The sequence below is a fragment of the Erwinia sp. 009765445 genome, assembly GCF_058137865.1.
On sequence record NZ_JBYUWC010000001.1, the window covers coordinates 1,984 to 21,355 of the forward strand.

Annotated in this window: 9 protein-coding genes and 3 pseudogenes; 3 read left to right on the forward strand and 9 right to left on the reverse strand. The window is 52.9% G+C overall.

Annotation, left to right across the window (positions count from 1 at the left end; all coding sequences use genetic code 11):
- The first annotated feature begins 257 nt into the window (after positions 1-257).
- The gene (locus tag AC3Y5R_RS00025; RefSeq protein WP_489919607.1) at positions 258-2,015 is read left to right on the forward strand and encodes a colicin-like pore-forming protein; all 1,758 of its coding nucleotides are present in this window, start codon (positions 258-260) and stop codon (positions 2,013-2,015) included.
- 18 nt (positions 2,016-2,033) lie between these two features.
- Here the strand turns inward: AC3Y5R_RS00025 and cui are convergent, their stop codons facing one another.
- The 3 genes from cui to AC3Y5R_RS00040 form a co-directional block, all read right to left on the reverse strand.
- On the reverse strand, positions 2,034-2,567 hold the full coding sequence (cui, locus tag AC3Y5R_RS00030) for a colicin immunity protein Cui (protein WP_489919608.1): 534 nt from the start codon (positions 2,565-2,567) through the stop codon (positions 2,034-2,036).
- 134 nt (positions 2,568-2,701) lie between these two features.
- Positions 2,702-3,328: a recombinase family protein gene (locus AC3Y5R_RS00035; protein WP_489919609.1), complete on the reverse strand. Its 627-nt coding sequence runs from the start codon at positions 3,326-3,328 to the stop codon at positions 2,702-2,704.
- A 118-nt stretch (positions 3,329-3,446) separates the two neighbouring features.
- Positions 3,447-6,389 (reverse strand): Tn3 family transposase, encoded by a 2,943-nt coding sequence (locus tag AC3Y5R_RS00040; RefSeq protein ID WP_489919610.1) that lies wholly within the window; start codon positions 6,387-6,389, stop codon positions 3,447-3,449.
- Positions 6,390-6,509: 120 nt separating this feature from the next.
- On the opposite strand from AC3Y5R_RS00040, the gene istB reads away from it, so the two are divergent.
- Positions 6,510-7,220: an IS21-like element helper ATPase IstB gene (gene istB / locus AC3Y5R_RS00045; protein WP_489919611.1), complete on the forward strand. Its 711-nt coding sequence runs from the start codon at positions 6,510-6,512 to the stop codon at positions 7,218-7,220.
- A gap of 293 nt (positions 7,221-7,513) precedes the next feature.
- Here the strand turns inward: istB and AC3Y5R_RS00050 are convergent.
- Positions 7,514-8,216: pseudogene (locus tag AC3Y5R_RS00050) on the reverse strand (tyrosine-type recombinase/integrase).
- Between the two features lie 747 nt (positions 8,217-8,963).
- On the opposite strand from AC3Y5R_RS00050, the gene AC3Y5R_RS00055 reads away from it, so the two are divergent.
- Entirely contained in the window at positions 8,964-9,659 is a 696-nt protein-coding gene (locus tag AC3Y5R_RS00055) for an IS6 family transposase (RefSeq protein WP_489919612.1), read from the forward strand.
- A gap of 69 nt (positions 9,660-9,728) precedes the next feature.
- Here the strand turns inward: AC3Y5R_RS00055 and AC3Y5R_RS00060 are convergent, their stop codons facing one another.
- The 5 genes and pseudogenes from AC3Y5R_RS00060 to AC3Y5R_RS00080 form a co-directional block, all read right to left on the reverse strand.
- A complete protein-coding gene (locus AC3Y5R_RS00060) occupies positions 9,729-10,763 on the reverse strand; it encodes a DUF3472 domain-containing protein (RefSeq protein ID WP_489919613.1) in 1,035 nt (344 codons plus the stop codon).
- Between the two features lie 541 nt (positions 10,764-11,304).
- Positions 11,305-11,688, reverse strand: a pseudogene (locus AC3Y5R_RS00065) (DDE-type integrase/transposase/recombinase); the annotation flags it as partial.
- A gap of 1 nt (position 11,689) precedes the next feature.
- A pseudogene (locus AC3Y5R_RS00070) lies at positions 11,690-11,809 on the reverse strand (transcriptional regulator); the annotation flags it as partial.
- A 287-nt stretch (positions 11,810-12,096) separates the two neighbouring features.
- Entirely contained in the window at positions 12,097-14,994 is a 2,898-nt protein-coding gene (locus tag AC3Y5R_RS00075) for an RHS repeat-associated core domain-containing protein (RefSeq protein WP_489919614.1), read from the reverse strand.
- A gap of 62 nt (positions 14,995-15,056) precedes the next feature.
- The gene (locus AC3Y5R_RS00080) at positions 15,057-19,352 is read right to left on the reverse strand and encodes a SpvB/TcaC N-terminal domain-containing protein (RefSeq protein WP_489919615.1); all 4,296 of its coding nucleotides are present in this window, start codon (positions 19,350-19,352) and stop codon (positions 15,057-15,059) included.
- Between the last annotated feature and the right edge of the window lie 20 nt (positions 19,353-19,372).

A 19,372-nucleotide genomic window follows, 5' to 3' on the forward strand; every position in this document is an offset into this window, starting at 1 on the left:
AGCAACAGCAACAGCAACAGCAACAGCAACAGCAACAGCAACAGCAACAGCAACAGCAACAGCAACAGCAACAGCAACAGCAATGTAACATATTGATGAAAAAGGTATGTATTTTGATAACAGCCATCTCCGCCAGATTCAATAACAGGATGATGATCCCAAATTAGTGAAATATTGACTGTTATGATCAACCTGCAACGACAGATTGCAGGGGTACTGATTTTATGCTTTCGTAACCATAAGGATGAGGGAATAATATGAGTAACAGCAACGATCAGGGAACTATGACGGTAAATGGCCCATCATCTGATCCAGGGTCAGAAAGCCCGCGCGGAAATAGCGGCGGTTCCGGTAATACCGGTTCTAACGGTGGGAATGCAAACAATTACACGGGAGTTTCCAAAACGGCAGGCGATGCCCTTGCCCGTTCGTGGGGTTTAAATCCAGCGGATTTCACTGAATATTATGTCCGTGAAGACGGTGAAGTTATTGGTATAGTTTCCCCTTCTGCGCCAGTAAAACCTACGGTAGACGGGTTTGTCGTTGGAGTAAACCTCGGCCCCATGCCCCCCGATATTGTTGACGGAAATAATAAAGATGAAGGTGCTGGCGGAACAGTCAGCAACAAACAAATAGTCGGTGAGGTAATCAACTTCCGTGGAGATACTTCAGATGCGCGCATTGCCGCACTGAATAAAATCGTTGCCGACAATGAAAAACTGGCGAACAGCGGCCAGGCTGGTCAAAGGATTGCCCGGGCCAAACAGGCGACGCGGCTGGCACAGGCGGAGCTGGCGCTGATAAATAACGTCAGGGAAAAGCAGGCTGCTGAAGCCAGAGCAAAGGCTGAAGCCGAAGCCCAACGTAAGCAGGCAGAATGGGATGCAACGCATCAGGTGGAGGCAGCACAGAGGGATGTGGATACTGCCCAGGCAAATCTGGACAATGCACGGAATGCGGTCAATGCTGCACAGAACGGCGTCAATTCAGCAAATGCTAATGTTGCCCAGAAAGCGAATGAATATAACGCCGCCCAGGCAAAGTATGACCGGACAATGCAGGATGTAAAACGGTTCTCCGTTTTTGCCAGCCAGCCAACCCTTCCCGGTTACCGTAATTTCATGGAAGCGGGTAAGGTTGCCGCACAGGATAAGCAAGCCATGGATGCCAGGAAGGGGGAACTTGATGCAGCCTATCATCAACTCAACGCAGCTAATGCAAATTTAAATAATGCTAATGCAGCAATGGAAGCGGCACAAAACAATCAGGTTCAGGCTGATAATAAGCTGGCAGAAGCCAGGTCAAAACGAGATGCCACTGAAAAAGAAAATGCGGCCAGGCGTGCGGCAGAAGAAAAGGCAAGAAAAGAGCAGGAAGAACTGGCGCGCCAGCGTGAAAAGGAAGCAGCTGAAAAAGCAAGTAATGAAAAAGAAGCGCTTACCAAAACCAGTGAACTGATTGCTGATATGGGTGACAAGATTGGTGAGCATCTTGGTGATAAATATAAGGCAATAGCTAAAGAAATTGCGGATGATATAAAGAACTTCCAGGGTAAAACGATCCGCAGTTATGATGACGCAATGGACTCTCTCAACAAAATCACCTCAAATCCCGGGATGAAAATCAACAAGGCGGACAAGGATGCAATTGTTAATGCATGGAAGAATGTTGATGCTGATGATATGGCGAATAAGCTCGGAAATCTTGGCAAAGCGTTTAAAGTTGCCGATGTGGTGATGAAAATCGAGAAGGTCCGGGAGAAAAGTATCGAGGGATATGAAACCGGGGACTGGGGGCCGCTGATGCTGGAAGTGGAGTCCTGGGTGCTGAGTGGGATGGCAGCTGCTGTTGCTACAGGATTGTTTGGGGCTATTCTTAGTGCATTACCTATTTCTGGACTGGCTCTAACAGCTATAACCATTTTGGGAATCATGACTATCAGCTATTTAGCATCGAAGATTGATGATAAAATAGCTGAAAAGATAAATAACGAGGTGATTCGACCTGGAAATTAACATGTTAAGGAGAGGTGCTTACCACCTCTCCTTGAATGCCCTATAAGTACCAATAGCAAACCATAAATACAAATAACTAAATATGTAAACCCCTGAATACAAGCTCGCATAAAAAAACGATAGAGTGAAATCATTTATTGACATCACTTTAAGTATTTTTTTTGAATCAGTTAGCTCTGTATTTGTAAACAAGAAACTATAAATTAAAATAGCATAAAACGTTGTAAAAAGAATATATATCATCAGCATGTTCCATGCTGACTGACCTCTCTTTAATTTTAGATTTTTACATGAAACTAGAAATACAAAAAAAGCAAAGAAAGGAGCTGTTTTTACATAAGCATCCATCACCTTAGTTAGTAATGGACTATTGGAAGATGAAATTGCTGGTAAGTTTTCCATGCCGCATGATATAGCGTTAAGAAAATTAGAGTTTGTATTATTCATGTAAATAACAGAAACTAATAACAAAGGTATAAGTGCAACTAATAAAAAAAAGAGCATTTTCCTTACTGCTTTGTTACCTTCATTAATCTCATTAAAGGTACTCATGTTACCTCCAGTTTTTTTTGCACAAAACAAAATATCAGTGAGATGTTGCATCTGTAAATAAATACATGAGAAATGTTATTTTTATTTCCAATGTTACCCATACTAATTCTGCCTGTTTTTTTAACTTTATTCCATTATATGCATGAGCTAGATAGTATTAAATCAGATACAATCACCTTATCCTTCAGGATTGAGGCCTTTACCCTGAGTATTGTCTGCCGTGTCGTATTGAATTCACGGGCAACGGCGCTCACGCTGATCCCTGCGCTCAGGCGTTCCAGCGCGGATTTTTTCTGTACATCGTTCAGCGCAGAGGGACGCCCAAAACGCTTTCCTGAGGCTTTTGCCCTTGCAATGCCAGAGTGCGTGCGCTCGAGCAGCAGGTCTCGTTCAAATTCTGCCACCGCTGAAATCACCTGCATGGTCATCTTTCCGGCCGGGCTGGTGAGGTCAACACCACCCAGCGCCAGGCAGTGAACACGAATATCTGATGCTGCGAGCAGCTCAACCGTTTTCCTTATGTCCATCGTATTGCGTCCAAGGCGATCAAGTTTTGTGACAATCAGTACGTCACCATTTTCCATGCGGTCAAGTAGCCTGGCAAAGCCGGGCCGTTCGCTGGCGGCCACCGAGCCGCTGATATGCTCCTCAATCAGCCGCTGGTGCCTGACGCTAAAACCGGCAGCTTCAATCTCCAGGCACTGGTTTTCAGTGGCCTGTTCCAGGGTGGACACCCGGCAGTAGGCAAAAACTCGTGACATAAAGTAATCTTCTGTACGAAAAGGATGTACGGATTATAACGTGTGTACGAAATAAATTTCACTTACTTTCGTACATCATGAAGATCCCGTGTACGAAACCGAACGGTTATGGTCACTCTTATGCTGCCACCTTCAGCCGACTGCTCATGTCCAGTTCGATACGACCATATGGATTGACATGGCTGTATATCAGCGGACTCAGCCCCCTCCTGTCAGCTTCTGTCATTTTGCTTCGCCAGGCAGGTTCAGACAGTAGCTCCTGAATCAGAAGTGTGTTGACGTAAACCAGACTGATCTGCAGCAGATGCAGTGCCAGCATGGAAATTTCCTGTTCCTCTGGCCTGTTGGAGGTGAATTCACCGTGCTCGCCGTAAAAAATAAAATCATTGGCGCTGTTCCAGTTCTCCACAACGTTCAGTCCGGAATTGATTTCACGCCGTAACCCCTCATCGTTTAAATAGCGGCAAAGGAAAATAGTTTTTACAGCCCGTCCCAATTCTGCCAGGGCTTTATATGTCGGGTGTTGCGCATTATTGCGGGTAAATCGTCTTAATATGGCCTCCGGCTCTGCAGTGCCGGTTCTCAGGGCCGCTGTATATTTAATAATTTCATCATACTGTTGCCGGATCAGCTCCCAGTTTATTTCTTTTGTCAGCACCGGAGATAGTGCCGGATATAGAGCGGTGTCACCAGATTCGCAGATACTGAGCTTTTGCCGGGCGATATTTTTCAGTCGGGGCAGTAAGTCAAACCCCAGCACATAGCTGAAGGCAAAAGCCACCTCGCTCTGACCGTGGCTGTCCACGTACTGGTGGTCGATTTCCATATCCGTACAGTGCCGCAGGACGCCCTCCATCATGGCGGCCACCTCTGACGATGAGCACCGGCGCAGCTGGGAATAAATGCAGGTGGAGTTGGTATCCACGTGCCAGTAAATCATAATGCCACGCCCGCCGTACCGCGCATGCCATTCCGTCATCAGATTCTGATCGTACGCGCTGAATTTCCTGGAGTCAGCGGCGCAGGACGTGGTGGCATTACCCCAGATGGTGGGCTGCTTTATCCGGAATATCCCGTTAACAATCTGCGCGATGGCCGATCGCAGAGTATCTTTCTGGATAAACTTCCGTTTGATATGACGTAATTCTTCATAAGAGACGCCCGGCTGCTGGCTGGCGATACGCTTCAGACCGACGTTGGTACCCAGCCCGAACAGACACAACAATAGCCGGTGCGGCAGCGTCTCCGGCTCAATCACCTCACGGCTGCCTGACGTTCTGAATAATGACGAAAACTTTTCCCGCAGGTCAACCTCCTTCAGCATGTCAATAAGCTCGAGGTCGGTCCAGCGACGTCCAATTTCACGCTTCAGCAACAGCGTATTCGGCGGCTCTTCCTGCGGGGGCAACGGGCTCAGGCGTATCCGTTTTTTCCCCTGCGACCGGATACTGACCTTCTGATTCAGAGGAAGTCCGTAATTTAGCGTTTCCAGCCACTGCCGCAGGGTCTTTTTGAGTTGGGCAATAAACACCTCTCCGTCAGTAGGTGCGCCCAGGAGCGTATAATAATGCTCCCGGTTATCAGAATAATCAGCCGGTAGATCTTCCTCCGGATTGCGGTAACGATCGGCTCCATTTACCCATATTTCTTTATTTCTGAGGCTGTTTCTTAACGCTCGCAGGACGCATATTTCATAATTAATTCGGTTAATTCGATCTTCACCCTGTTTACCAGTTTCCATAATAATATTGCGCCATTTTTTTTGGATTACACCATCAACAGGCACATCGTCTGCAGCATAATAATGCTGGTTACTGTGCCGGTGCATTTTTATAATATTAATAGCGTCAATCACGGGACGGTACAGGTGATTACCGGACTGGAAATCCAGTTGATCCAGTACGGGGAGCAGCATCCGGCGATAATGAGCACCATAAGATGCCCGGATAGACTCATGGACTTCAAGTTCAGGATCGCTTCCCAGCGTATTAAACTCCTCCACAAGACGCTGCAGCGTTCTCTGTGCAACAACGGGATAAACCACTTCTTTGATGACACCATCGGGTTGATCCGCTGTTGCTTCAGCCATCCGGAAGAGCAATTTTGCTTTTCCTCTGACTTTTTTAAAGGCCGCAAACTGTTTTTTATCCACTTTCTTCTCAGCCCGCGTTCCGAGGTTGTGGATCAGCTGCATCAGCATTTCAGTCAGGGCATCCGTCAGCTGTTGCCGACGTCGCCAGCAGTACATGATAATCATGGGGTAACGAATACTGACAGGGTGGCGCCGGATTTCCCTGACAGATTCGGCAGCGCAGCGCTGACGATATATTTCGATAAATTTGGGTGGTACGCCCCGGACCAAATCAGCATTCAGCCCCAGTTCATCGAGGGCTGTTAGTTGTGAAATAACAAAGAGAATATTATCGAGGCTGGGTTTCCCCGGTTCCTTTTTTATTATGCTGAATATATTTTCTTTATTATCGGAGTCATCATCTGTTTCTTTTTGCTTGTCGGGTAATAATTTATTGATTACATATTTATGGTTGCCGGTGAGTCTGTTGTAAATGGAGCTTAAAAGGGTCTCTTCATAATGGTATGTTGCCGAACGAATAACCCGCTCAAGATGTGCTGTTGCAGGAGGCTCTGTGCGTTGCTCGCGAAACCAGTCAAAAGCAGCTTCCCGGGCGTGGAGTGCTTTTGGATCCAGGGGCAAAACCTCAGCGCACAACCAGTCAAAAAGCTGCCGGAGATCACTGTCAGCAGAAGGGCGATAGCCGAGTAACTTCCGGATCGTCTGGCGATGCCGTAGCCCCTGCCGATCCAGTGGTTCGTATGAAGAAAAAAGATCACCAGAAAGACCGAGCTGTTGAGCAAGGTACTGAATAACATCCATGCTGACATCCTTGCCTGACGAAGGAAATCGTCCGTACATCTCCATAAACTTCAACTGAATGGCAAATCCGAGACGGCCCTTGTCGGTCATACCAGACAACAGGGGAACTTGCTCAGGAGTCAACAACCAGAGATCTTTCCATTCAGTTTTATCCTGCCAGTTATCCATATGTACTCCGATATATGTAACTATCAGAAGATGCAGGTGATTTTATTCCTGTATACCACAAATGTCGTCATATTGCAGCTTCGCTCCCATTAGGCCAACCTGCTGGAACAGATACGGGCCGTGCGGCTGGGGCACATCAGTAACGCGCTGGAGCTGCAATGGTCACAACCCATGACCTACACCTCGCTGAGCTTCGAAGAACGTCTGGGGCTCCTGCTGGAGCATGAACTGCTGCAGCGTGAGGTCTCGAAGGTCAACCGGCTGCGAAGGCAGTCAAAACTGAGGCTGGATGCTCAGCCTTCACAGCTTGACTACCGGCCGGAACGGGGGCTGAACCGGCAGTTACTGGTACAGCTGCTGACAGGCGCTTATGTTCACCGTCATGAAAATGTGCTGATCACCAGGCCAACGGGATGTGGCAAAACGTACGTTGCCTGTGCCCTGGGGGAGCAGGCCTGCCAGCAGCATATGCAGGTGGTGTACTACCGGCTGACGCGACTGCTTGATGACCTGAATATCAGCCATGCCGACGGGAGCTACCAGAAACAACTGCTGCAGCTGTCGAAAAAGGACCTGCTTATCCTTGATGACTGGGGCCTTGAGAAACTGAACACCCGGCAGTCCTCAGACCTGCTGGAAGTGATGGAAGACAGATACCAGCGTGGAAGCACGATAATCATCAGCCAGTTACCGGTGAGTGAATGGTACAAACTGGTGGGTAACCCGACGGTAGCCGATGCGCTGATGGACCGGCTTCTGCATAACGGACATCGCGTTGAGCTCAGAGGTGAATCAATGCGTAAACTGGCGCAAACCGATCAGACGGGTTAAAAACTAAAGTAAGAAATAACCAGCGCGAGAAGAGCGATCGAAATCGCCGGAATCACTGACCGGAATCATCGGAATATGCAGTTAACCGCCCGTCCGGTAAAATACATTGTAACATCGGCAGTTGTACACGGAACAAGCGATGGCGTTGTTATCAGTAATGAAAACGGTAAAGAGTGTTTTCTGAAAGCGGAATTTAAGATAACCAGTGACGACCGCAGGCCAGTCGGTTTTCTCACGCATGAATGACGGGGGAAAGGATACGGCTATTCAGATCCCTGCCCTGATCGTCAGTTTCATTCTTTCGGTGGAAGTGCCCGCAGCACGGCGGCGGCCTCCGCGACCCCGCCGCTGAACGGCACCGCCAGCGTGGCGGCCACGTCCAGCGCAAAAACCCGCGTATACACCTCAATGGATCGCGCATCCTTATGTCCGGCCTGCGCCTGGATCACTTTGAGCGGCTGGCGGTGGTAAAGCATGTGCATGATGTACGAGTGGCGGAATGTGTGCGGCGTCACCGGCACTGAGAACTGCACCCCGTCATCACCGGCCCGCCTGACGGCGGCCTTCAGCCAGTTGCGCATTGTTTCGTCGGTGACGGACCAGAGCGGCTCGGTGGCAAACCAGCTTCTGACCTGATGCACGTAGCCGGCGTCGGTGAGGGGTACCAGGCGCACCGCGTCCTTCGGCGGCCGCCCGCGCCGGTTGCGGACCTTCTCCGACAAAATCCTCACGAACGGCCGTGGACCGTCCGGCTCAAAGGATTCCGGCGTCAGCGTGCAGGCCTCGCCGATGTGCGCGCCGGTGTTCCACAGCGTGCTGAACAGGAAGGGGGGGCGCCGGTCCGGCATGTAGTGACAGCGCGCTCACCTCCGGCGCCAGCAGGTAAAACGGCGTGACGCCGTTCGCGGTGGCCATGCGCCGCAGCGCCACCGCCGTGGCAAAGTCCGCGCCCGGCGCGAACGAAAGTGCGCTGACGCGTTCTGGTGAATTCTGCAGGGGGAACGGGGTTCATTATCATAAAGTTTTCACGTAGCTCGATCTGTGCATTTATCCGTAGATTAGCGCCTTATCCAAAGCCGGTAAAGGAGCCTTTTTCGTCATAAACGGCGCAGACCCGCGTGGCACAAGGCTTTGCCCCCCGATCCGGGCGTTTGTTATAATAAGCGTAATCCCAGGTGGCGTCTCAAACGCGCAGCGTTCGCGTGAGGCGCAGCTTAAGGCGGAACTCATACAACCCGCAGGAGAAGGTATACCACAGAACAGGGAGACAAGTGGGGGGATGGACTGGCATTTATCTTTTCGTGGCATGAAGCGGGGATAGCGCCCCCCTTAATGACACAGAACAGAGTGTGGAGCATGTTAAAAACGGAGCAGGGAGGGAATATATTTTTCCGGATCGGAAGACAGCATTACCCCTTTTAAAGAGATGACATTAAAATAGTCTCAAATGGAAGCAGGCGCTGTGATTATTTATCTGCCCGAATATGGAAAAGGCGCGACTAAAAAAAGAATGAAGAACGGATAAATATTTACTTCATTCTTACAGAAAAATGGAGGGAATAAATAAACACCACATCTCTCCTGAAACCATCATAATCCATTCCGGATGGTGGAAAAAATTTCACCAAGAAGAGTCAAGAAAAGGATAAATAAAAATATGAAGAAAACGGGATGAGACAATCTGGTTCTGTCGCATTAATGAGTGGTCAGGTAACATACTGTTTTTTTCAATGTTGCCTGACCATGCCTCTGATCGAAAATTCCTTTAAACGCCTGCATTATCCCTCAGATGTAATTGCCCAGTGTGTTCGCTGGTATCTGGCCGACTCCCTGAGCCTGCGCAATCTGGAGGAGATGATGGCTGAGCGGGGTATCACCGTTGAGCATTCCACGCTTCACCGCTGGGTCATCCGGCTGGTACCCCTGCTGGATAAGGCGTTTCGCCGGCATAAACGTGCCGTGGGCCGCCGGTGGCGAATGGATGAAACTTACGTTAGGGTCAGGGGGCAGTGGAAATATCTGTACCGCGCGGTCGATACCGAAGGTCAGACCATCGACTTTTTGCTGACGGCTAAACGGGATGCCGCAGCAGCCCTGCGTTTCTTCCGCAAAACCATCCGCCACCACGGAGCACCGGAGGTGGTGACCATCGATAAAAGTGGCGCCAGTACGGCGGCACTGGCCACAGCCAATGCTGGTAAATCAGAAGAAGAAATCATCACCATCAGGCAGAGCAAATACCTGAATAACCTGATTGAACAGGATCACCGGAATATCAAACGCCGGACAAAACTGATGACGGGATTCAAATCGTTCCGGCATGCACAGTGTCTCCTGGCAGGAATTGAACTGCTCCACATGATACGTAAAGGGCAATATCAGCCCCCTGCCGGGGACGGGATGTCTCCGGCAGAACAGTTTTATCTGATGGCTGTCTGAAAAACAGGGAATACACTTTTTGCCATCCTGCTGACGTTAATGCGACAGAACCTGTTACCCGACCATTTCTTAATTTGACAGAACCTGGTTAATGACCTTCCAGTTGCTACCATCAGACATATACATTATGTGTTGGCCCTTGTTTACCTTAGTAATAGAACCATTAACATGAACAGATGAACTGTAACCAGCTCGATGGTCCATAAATATGGATTTCCATTTAAGCTCGTTAGGCTCCGGGAAATAGATGTTCGGTGCCCAGTTACCATCCTGAGAGCGAACAACTACCAAATCGACGTTGTTCAATGCATTAGATATGGTCTCTGCGGTCAAATCGTTTTCGTTGACAATCGATACTATAGGCGCATTTGGGGAGGCAATCGCATGAAGATTGCTTACAGTATTGATGCACGCATCATCGTTACATGCAGCTTTTACCACGTAAGGATCATTGCAGTTCCCATAAGTATAGGAACTCTGACCAGCCTTTATTTTATCATCGCCTAATGAGTTCAGAAAGATTGAACTTTGAGCTCCCATCACATAGCAGGAAGAAAGCTGACCATTCCCCTGGGAATACTCTTCAACAAAACCAGAGGATGAGTATAACTTGCCGAATATTTCTGGAACTTCGATAACGCCAACCGTTATAGCTGTACCATCCATCATATCTGTCACCACCCCTGTAACTAGATTTCCATTTTTGGAAACATCTAATTTGTACTGATGCCCAGTTTTCCACGGTACGACAATCTGGCATTGTACTCCAGAACCTTCGTGATCGAAGTAACTGCACTCACCGCTCTTCCATCCTTTTGCCTTCCATATAGAGTAATTAAAGGCATGAACTCCATCACCCCGATTTTGTAAACCAATGTATCCTCCATCCCCTTGTTTAAAATGAAACTGGTTGGCCCAGTAGTATTTGGACTCTGTTCCGCCATCGTTACTTATCTGCTGAAAAAAAGATAATTTATTAAATTCTGAGTTGACAGGCCATGAATGGTTGACCGAAACAATCCCACCGGCTACAACCGCATGGCTTAAGGGGCTTACCAGAAATAACAACAGGACTAATGCAGTTTTTTTAATCACACAGCTCATGATTTAATTCCTTATTTAGATGCAATGAAATTTTACTTACCCTTGCAAATGCAAAAGTATTATTTTAATGTAAGTATAACAATATTAATTGATAATTTACATTAACTCTCATTCTGTGAGAAACTACATACCCTATACGAAAGCATCAATATTTTGGCTATTTTATGATATCATCAAATAAATTACAGTAACGAAAGCCAAATGCCGTCAAATCGTGGGGTTGGCATACTTATTATTGCTGCAAACATATCCGACTTCGAGTATGAAGTATTGGTGAATTAACTTAACTATTTGTTTTTATATTCACTAGTTTGGTGTAATAAAGTTATCTTAGGTGACCATTCAAATTATCACAATCTCATCTTTTGAAATCAATTTTGGAAAAATTAGAAGCGACTGTGTGACCTGCTCCCCGTTGATTGATAGGGGCCAGTTGACGCATAGGAATTTCGAGGTACTGTCGCATTAACGGCTGCGGGTCGACAGAAGGGCACTGTTGCAAAGTTCGCGATGAGGTAACCTTTTATCTGATTGAAAGACCTTAGATGTAAAAGACTCTGCTCACCAGACGCATCTCGCCCAGGAGATCGCCATAATAAAATGCTGAGGCCTGCCCTTTGCGTAGTACACGGCCATAGGTGGGTGCTTTATCCGTGTTGATGAATCGCGGGATCTGCCACTTCTTCACATTGTTGAGGATTTTATCCAGGAACCTGTATGCGGCTTTGCTGGTACGACGTAGGGAGAGATAAAAATCGATGGGGCGGCCCCTGCTGACGACTGCCCGGTATAGATAAGCCCAGCGGCCACTGACCTTTACACACGTTTCGTCAATGTGCCACGGGTTGAGATCGGAAGGGTTACGCCAGTACCAGCGCAGTCTTTTTTCCATTTCAGGCGCATCACGCTGAACCCAGCGGTAAACCTTATATATGAAACGCAACTCTTTTACCGGTAGGCAATTCCACATCCAGACTGAGTTTACCGCCCATTGCCTCTACATAGCGCTTGAGTGTGGCAACCTTGATTTCGTTTCCGCGCTGCTGAATCTGAGAAATTGAAGTACGGTTATCAGTGCGGGGACGGTCTGTCCCCTGCTGAGCAGTTCTACCTGATAGCTGCCAAAAAAACAGGCAATGCGTTTTTTGCCAGCCTGCGGCCGTTAATGCGACAGAGTCCCTCTGGATGTGACGTTTACCTTTGTTATAAAAGATATTGTGTAACATGAATTTTCTACTACTGAGCGCCTGTCCCCACAAGTGTGGGGACAGTCTTCAATATCTAAACTGACCCCAATATCTGAAATTCCTCCTTAGCATTTGAATGCTGAAATTTACTTAAGTAGCATTCTTCGTGTGTCCCTTATTCTTCTTTCTATATGAATAACTGTTTTCTCGATATCTTCACTACTTACCCTTGCGAACTTAATTGTGTTTACGATTCCATCTCTTTTAATCTTTTCTTTTCCGAGGCTCTCAAACCTGTTCTGTATTTCATTATACATATCGGCGGCAATGATTGGCTCAACCACCTGAAATATTGACTCTATTTTCTTTTGTTTTTCACTTCCAATAGTTCCTTCACCCAATTCTTTCACCTGCATTGAGAGCCCTGCCAGGGCTTCAACAGGGAGAGATATATTCGTGGTTTTTTTCATCGCTTTTTTGGTGGCCATTAACGCGAAAGTTTTAAGTGAATCCTTACTTATGTAACTGTCCGCAACATCTAACATCACATTTGAAATAAGCCATGCATTAGCCCTGTCAATTTTTTTTATGAGCCTTGATGTTTGTAACCTTTCCTGTTTCTTTAAACCAGCCTTATCCATCACGATCCCACTTAATTTTTTGCCAATAATTCCGCCTGCTGCTGAGCCGATACCTGCCCCAATAGCTGTACCTACTCCGGGAGCAATTGCCGTCCCAATTAACGCCCCGGCGCCTGCTCCTGCCATACCCGAAAAGCTACCAGCTATATAAGATGTGGTAATGTTTGTGCCATTCCTGATAACTGTACGCAATCCACGGACGGGATTAAGGGTGCTGTCGACAGCATCATGTATAGTGTCCACAACGCTTTTCATGGCATCCAGACTGTTTGCGTATCTGTTGATTACATTTCTGTCTTCTTCATGTACTGCGTCCTCAAATTTACTGAACGCAGGATCTTCTTTGGCAATAGGCGCGTACTTTGGCATGTGCCCATCGGGATCAAATAACGTCACAGGATTATTCCTGCACATCCTGAACAGGTTCAGCCCGTCCACCGTCCCCGCCGGGTCCGCGCTCAGCCATCTGCCCGCCCACGGCTGGTAGTAGCGGTAACCGTAACAGTACAGCCCCGTCGCATCACGCTCCTTCCCTGAGTATCTGGTGGTTTTGTAGTCCGCCTCCACCTCACTGCGCGCCGTCCATACCGCCGTCCCGCCGTACGGATAATACTCCTCCGCGCTGATGATATTGCCATCGCCGTCCAGCTCCAGCCCGCTGCTGCCGGTCAGGTTATCGTGGCTGTAACGTAGCTGGTCGTCAGTGATTTCAGCCGGCCTGCCGCTCTCCCAGTGCAGTACCCGCACCTGCGCACGCCCTGCCTCGCCCACCGTGATAACCTGCAGGCTTTCCGTTTCCGCGCCGCCGGTTTTTGTGCTGCGCAGCTCCAGCCCAGGCAGGTACAGCGCCCGCTGAGTCTGCGTGCTGCTGCCCGTTTTCTGCACGCTGACCTTCAGGATGCGCTGGCTGCCGCCGTCATAGCGGTAGCTCTCCCTGTCATCCGTACCGCCGTCACGCACCACCGGCGTCACCTTCAGCAGTTCATTGCGGGCCGTCCAGATGAGGCCCTGCCCCGGCTGCAGCTGCTTCTGCTGCCCGCCCGCGGTGAACAGCGCATCCACGTCTGAGGGATTGTCCGTCAGGGTGCTCAGCACGCCCCGGTTGCTGCGGTCGCTTACGGTGATTTTTGTGGTGTAACCGCTGTCCGTTGCCGGGGTATGGCGGACCTGCGTCAGGTTACCGGCTTCGTCGCAGGTGTAAGTGCGGGTATAGTTTGTGTACGCAGAGCTGTCGCCGGGAAGGGGAACGGCGGTGGCGGGGAGATTACTGCCCTGCTGCCCGGCACCGGCCCTCTCGCGCCCGGTGGCACTGACCAGCTGGTACAGGCTGTCGTAGGCGTACGTATTCTCCGGCACCACTTTCTGGTTGCGCCAGAAGCGGGTCTCTTCCGCGTCGTTGGTGATTTTCAGGACGTTGCCCACCGGGTCATACTCGTAGCGCAGGTCCTGCAGTACTTTCGCACCGGAGACATGCCCGGTGGGACGCTCCGTTTTCATCCCGGTCAACCGCTGCGTCTCCGGCTCGTATTCATACGTGGTCACCACGCCGTTGCCGTGTACCTCGCGCAGTTTCTGCCCGGCGGCCGAATATGTCAGGGAGGCGACGATGATCTGCTCTTTTCCGCCCTTCAGGGTCAGCCAGCTGCCCGACAGCAGGCCCGCCACGTCGTACGCCACCCGCTGCACGTTGCCTTTTGCATCCGTGGTGGTCAGTACAGCGCCCGTGGCGTCCGCCGTGGTCTGGGTGGCGTACGTCTCTGCCGCCAGCATGTCGTTCCACGCAGAAGCGTCAGTGCCCTGCCAGTCGGCCGTAACGTCGGGATTGTCCGCATCCTTCAGCAGACGGCGGGTGACGGAGAGCGGCACGCCGTTCAGCGCCACGCTGTTGGTCTGCACCAGACCGGCCGTGTCGTAATGACTGACGCACTGCCCGGCCAGGTTCAGGGCCTTTTCTGCTGCCGTGTTACCGGCATACACGTAGCGTTCCGTGATGCGTGACGCGCCGTCCTGCACCTGCCCGGTGATGCTGAGGGGACGCCCGGACAGTTCGTTCCCCTCGTACTGAAAGGTGGTGACCGTGCCGGCGGCGTTCACCGCACGGAAGGGGCGCCCGGCTGCGTCGCTCAGCGAGACGGCCATGCCGGCATCGGCGCTCAGGGTGATAAGCGGGATGCCCGCCAGGTCCGTAAGGTACGTGAAGTTTGCCAGCCCGCTCTCGTGCAGGCGCGGGTCGGCGCTCTGTATCAGAAAGCCGTACTCATCGTACAGATGGCGGGTGATGCGCTCATCGGTCTTCTCCGGTGCATCAGGGTGACGGCAGTACGTAATATCGCGCACGGTCAGGCCGCGGTTGTCCAGGACCGTGACCGACGGGGTTTTAGTGTGAAGAGTGTCAGTACTCATAATCAGTTATTCCTGTAAAAGAGGTAAAATACCGGCAGGCCTCGTGCCTGCCAGAGCGGTGGTCAGGCGGCATCACTTGCTTCTGTCGCCGTGTCATTTTCATCCTCGCTGACCACAAACCACGGTGTTAACAGCACCCGGCGCAGCCAGCATTTAGCCGTCTGTACCTGCCACTCCCGCCCCACAGGGTCGTAATAATGCGTGTCGGCGTACAGGTCCTGACGGGCACTGTCGTCGCTGACGAACTTCCAGCTGTCCAGGAAATACGGCTGGTAAGTACGCACGGGTTGCCCCTTGTTGTCATATTCTGTGCGGCCAGTCACGGCCCAGCGCGTATCCGTCTGTGCCGTTACCGGAACGCCGTCTGCCCCGACAGTCAGCGAGCCGTCCTCTGCCCGCAGCCAGGCTTCGCCGTCCGCCTGCCGCGCCGCAGCCTGCAGTACCCGGCCAAAGCCATCGCTGAACGTCACCTGCTGCCGGATTTGCTGCGACTCATCGCTGTCATAGCGGTCAGTGGTCAGCGTCACCACGTGCGGCGGCATCCTGTCTTTTTCTGCTGTCCAGCTGTCCACCACGTAAACCAGGCACTGCGCCACCGGCAGTGCAGCCTTCAGCGCCAGTGCCCCGTCTGCCGATTCCGGAATGGTCATGGCCGCCTCGCTGTATCCCGCGGATACACCGTTTTCCGTCCCGCTGAAACGCAATGAAGTGACCCGGCCCAGTGCATCGATGGTGACTGACCGGACGTTGTCGTTCGCATCGGTCACCCTGACCGGCGTCAGAAAGCGCCAGTCATACTCTGCGGTGGTGGTCAGCCCGGCGGCATCCTTTAACCGGGTTATCACACAGTCATGCGCATCACGGGTGACGGTCACCGCGCCGGTCAGCAGCGTTTCCCTGAGCGCCACCGGCAGTCGGAAGTGCTCAGCGGTTCCGTATGTTGCATATCCCTGACGAACGCTCCACAGCGTTTTATCCGCCTCGCCGTCACGCGGGAACAGATATCCGGTCCGGGAATAACCGGCCTCTGTCAGGTGATCGGTGCTGATATTCCCCGACAGCGAGGTGACGGCGCCCTCATCCAGCACGGCGGTTTCAGTAAACGCCTGTAAGGGGGGAAAGGCCGGCGTCCCGGTCGTTGCCTCATTCCGGCCATCCAGATACCAGACCCGTGTCTGCCCGGCCAGAACGGACGACTGCCCGTCAGACAGCAGGCCGTCGCTTTGCTGCAGCCGTTCAAGTGACAGCCCGCCTGCCGGAACGGCAGTGGCCGGGTGCGTGAATGCGTCACTGCGGCTGCTGTCCGCCAGTCCCGGCAGCCAGATACCGTTCTCCGGGGATAACAGCGTGTGCCACCGGCTCTGTTGCAGCTGCAGGCGCAGAGCCTGCTGCTGGTCGTCATAACTGGCGGCAAAAAGCGTATCCGGCAACGTATCGGGGTACGGACTTTTCGCCGGCTGAGCACGCCGCGGGTAGATGATGCTGACCTGCTTCAGCGGCTGGCCGTACACATCGCTGCTCAGCAACACCTGCTGCCTGCACTGCGGGTCGCTGCTGACCCGCTCATAGTTGTATAGCCGGTTTTCTGCTGTAGTTGCCCGGACCACCGGATAGCTTCCCTGCTCCTGAATCAGCCGCACCTGCGGGCGGACTTCCGTGACGGTGTACGGAACGCCGGCCTGGGCGCTACCATCAGCGCCGTAGAGCTCACTGCGCAGCAGCATGCCTTTCTGTCCCCGGCTCAGCCAGAAGGCCATATCAACATCCGGCAAGTATGCCTGTTCATCCTCACCGCTGCCGGTGGTGAAGCGCGGGGCGAAGCCGGTAAAGGCTGCCGCATCGCCTTTCCAGTACTCTTCCGGCAGCAATGCATCGACTGCGGACAGGCCGGTGGCATACCAGCTGCGGGTGATAGCAGGCATACTGATTTCCTGCGCCGTGCCCCGACTGGCCAGGGTGTCCGTATCACTGACCTGCACATACCCAAACCCGCGGAACTCACGCTCCCGTCCATCCCAGGCGCCGTGCCGGTAACGTACCGTGCTGACCAGCCGGTTGCCGGTGATTTCGTCAGTGGTTTCCGTGCGGCACAGCGTATGCAGGGCGAACGGCAGGTGACTGACCGGTGTCGCTTTTCTGGCCGCCAGGGCTTCCGCCTTTTCATCCAGCCAGAATTGCGCCGAACTGCGGTAATGCAGAGCGTGGGCCGCTCCCATGCTGTTATTCATCCCGTTCAGCAGCCAGGGTTTTTCTGCTGACAGATGACAGACCCAGTGTTGCGTGGCCGGATGCGGCACCGTCAGCACCAGGCTGGCGACCCCGAGCCCCTGGATATCCGCCAGCTGCAGACTGCAGGTGCGGTCATAGCGCACGCCATCCGGCAGGCTCACGCTGAACGGGGCGGCAAAGCGGTTACCACTCTGATTGAGGTAAACCAGAAGATGGTCACTGAGGGCATAAATCAGGTCGGTGGTCCCTGACCCGTCCACATCGGCCAGATAAAGCTGCTCAGGATTGAACGAGGCGGCCGGCTGGCTGAAGCCAGACAGGCTTACCGGCTGACCGAAGCGTCCGTGCCCCAGGTTCGGCCAGTAACGCACGCCGTCCGCCCGTACCTCCACCAGATGCTGCTGGCCGCTGCCGGCCATATCGCTGAAGGCGACCATCACACGGGCATCCGTACCGGGAACCGGCAGCGTGATGCCCGCAGACTGAATAACCGTCTGCGCTTTTGTCCAGCCGTCTCCGTTTCCGCCGTAAAAGCGCACGCTTTTCGGGCCAATCAGCGCAAGGTCCGCCAGACCGGAGCCTGTGATATCCGCCAGCAACGCGCGCGGATGGACATATTCCACCGGCAGGGCAGACAGCGGCGTGAAGCGCCGCCATTCCCGCTCAGCGGTGCGATCGTACTGACCCGCCACGCCCGGCGTGGTCACCACCCATTCCAGATAACCGTCGCCGTTCAGGTCAGTCAGGAGGCCGCCATCACGGAGAGCCGGTACCGACGGCAGCGGGGCAGCCTTATCCCAGGTGACGGCGTCAGGATTATCCCCCGGCAGACGTACCGGTGCCCGGTACCACCAGGCACCGTTGTCCTGGTATAAAATTCCCGCCAGCCCTTCCCCGTTCAGGTCCACCATCTGGTAGGGCTGCAGCAGATTCATTTTTTCCAGGTCATCACGCTGCTGCCAGTCCGCGTCGTCAGGTGTCGGTGGCGTGAACGTCTGCCAGCTGAAGCGCAGTGGCGGTAGGGCAATGACGGTTCCGCCCGGCTCATACGCAACCTGCTGCACGCTCTGCAGGGTGGTGACAACCGGTGACTCCCCGTAATTCAGCTGCAGCCGCGTAATCAGCTGCGGCTCGTCACTACCCTGTCCTATGCCGTCCAGTGTCGTCACGGCGTGATACATCAGCAGCTGACGGCAGAGACGACGGGTGCGTACCTCAAAACCGAATTCCCAGCCGGAAAACGCATCCTGGCGGCATGGCCAGCCACCACTGCCGGGCGTAAGCCAGCCCGGGGCCGTCTCCGGCCCTGTACCGCGCTCGCCATAGTCAAACACCAGCGTGAACAGCCAGTCACCGGCAACCGGTACGGAAGAAAGCGCCGGCAGCGCCCGCGACGCCTTCCGGTTGCCGTACCAGACCGCCGCCGGATAGCGCTGCGCCGTAGCACCCGGATGCGCCGCCTCTTCATCTTCCGTACAGCCGGTATCGTCCTCAGCCCGGTACTGCCAGTAAATCTGCTCCCCGGTCAGCGTCACCGAGGACTCCTGCAGCCAGGCGGCGGTCTGAAAAGCATTATCCGGGTTGCTGACGCGCGCCTGGGCATTGCGTCCGAACAGGTGCGCCTGCCCGTCCGGGGCGTACAGCACCCAGAAGTCCGTCCCGGCACCGCTCTGTGGAGCCCAGTACTCCAGCCGGGTGAATGTGGTTTCTGTCCGGGAGCGGTAAGCGTGGACGGTGAAATCACCGCCCAAATCCGCCCCCAAAAGCGTGGCCGCCGTACGGGTTTCCCGTGCGCCGCTGTCAGTCAGCACCGGCACCAGCGCCTCACCGTCCGGACCGGTAAATTCATCCGCGCCGTCATACGACGGGACGCCTTTACTGGTACGCAAACGAATGGCCGGCAGGTTAAGATTCCAGCCAATGCCAAACGGTCCGTTACCGGCCCGGCTGTGATAGTTGAGCGCCAGTTGCGGGGCATAGCCCCGTCCGGCGCTGACCGGCAACGGAATGCTCAGCGTGGCCGCACCGTCCTGTCCGGCGGCGGCAATGTCGCCTTTCAGCCCGGTTATCGCGCCACCGCCGGAAGGCAGCGTGGGCGGCGTCAGGCTCAGTTGCTCTGTATTTTGCATAATAAAACTCTCCACAGGCT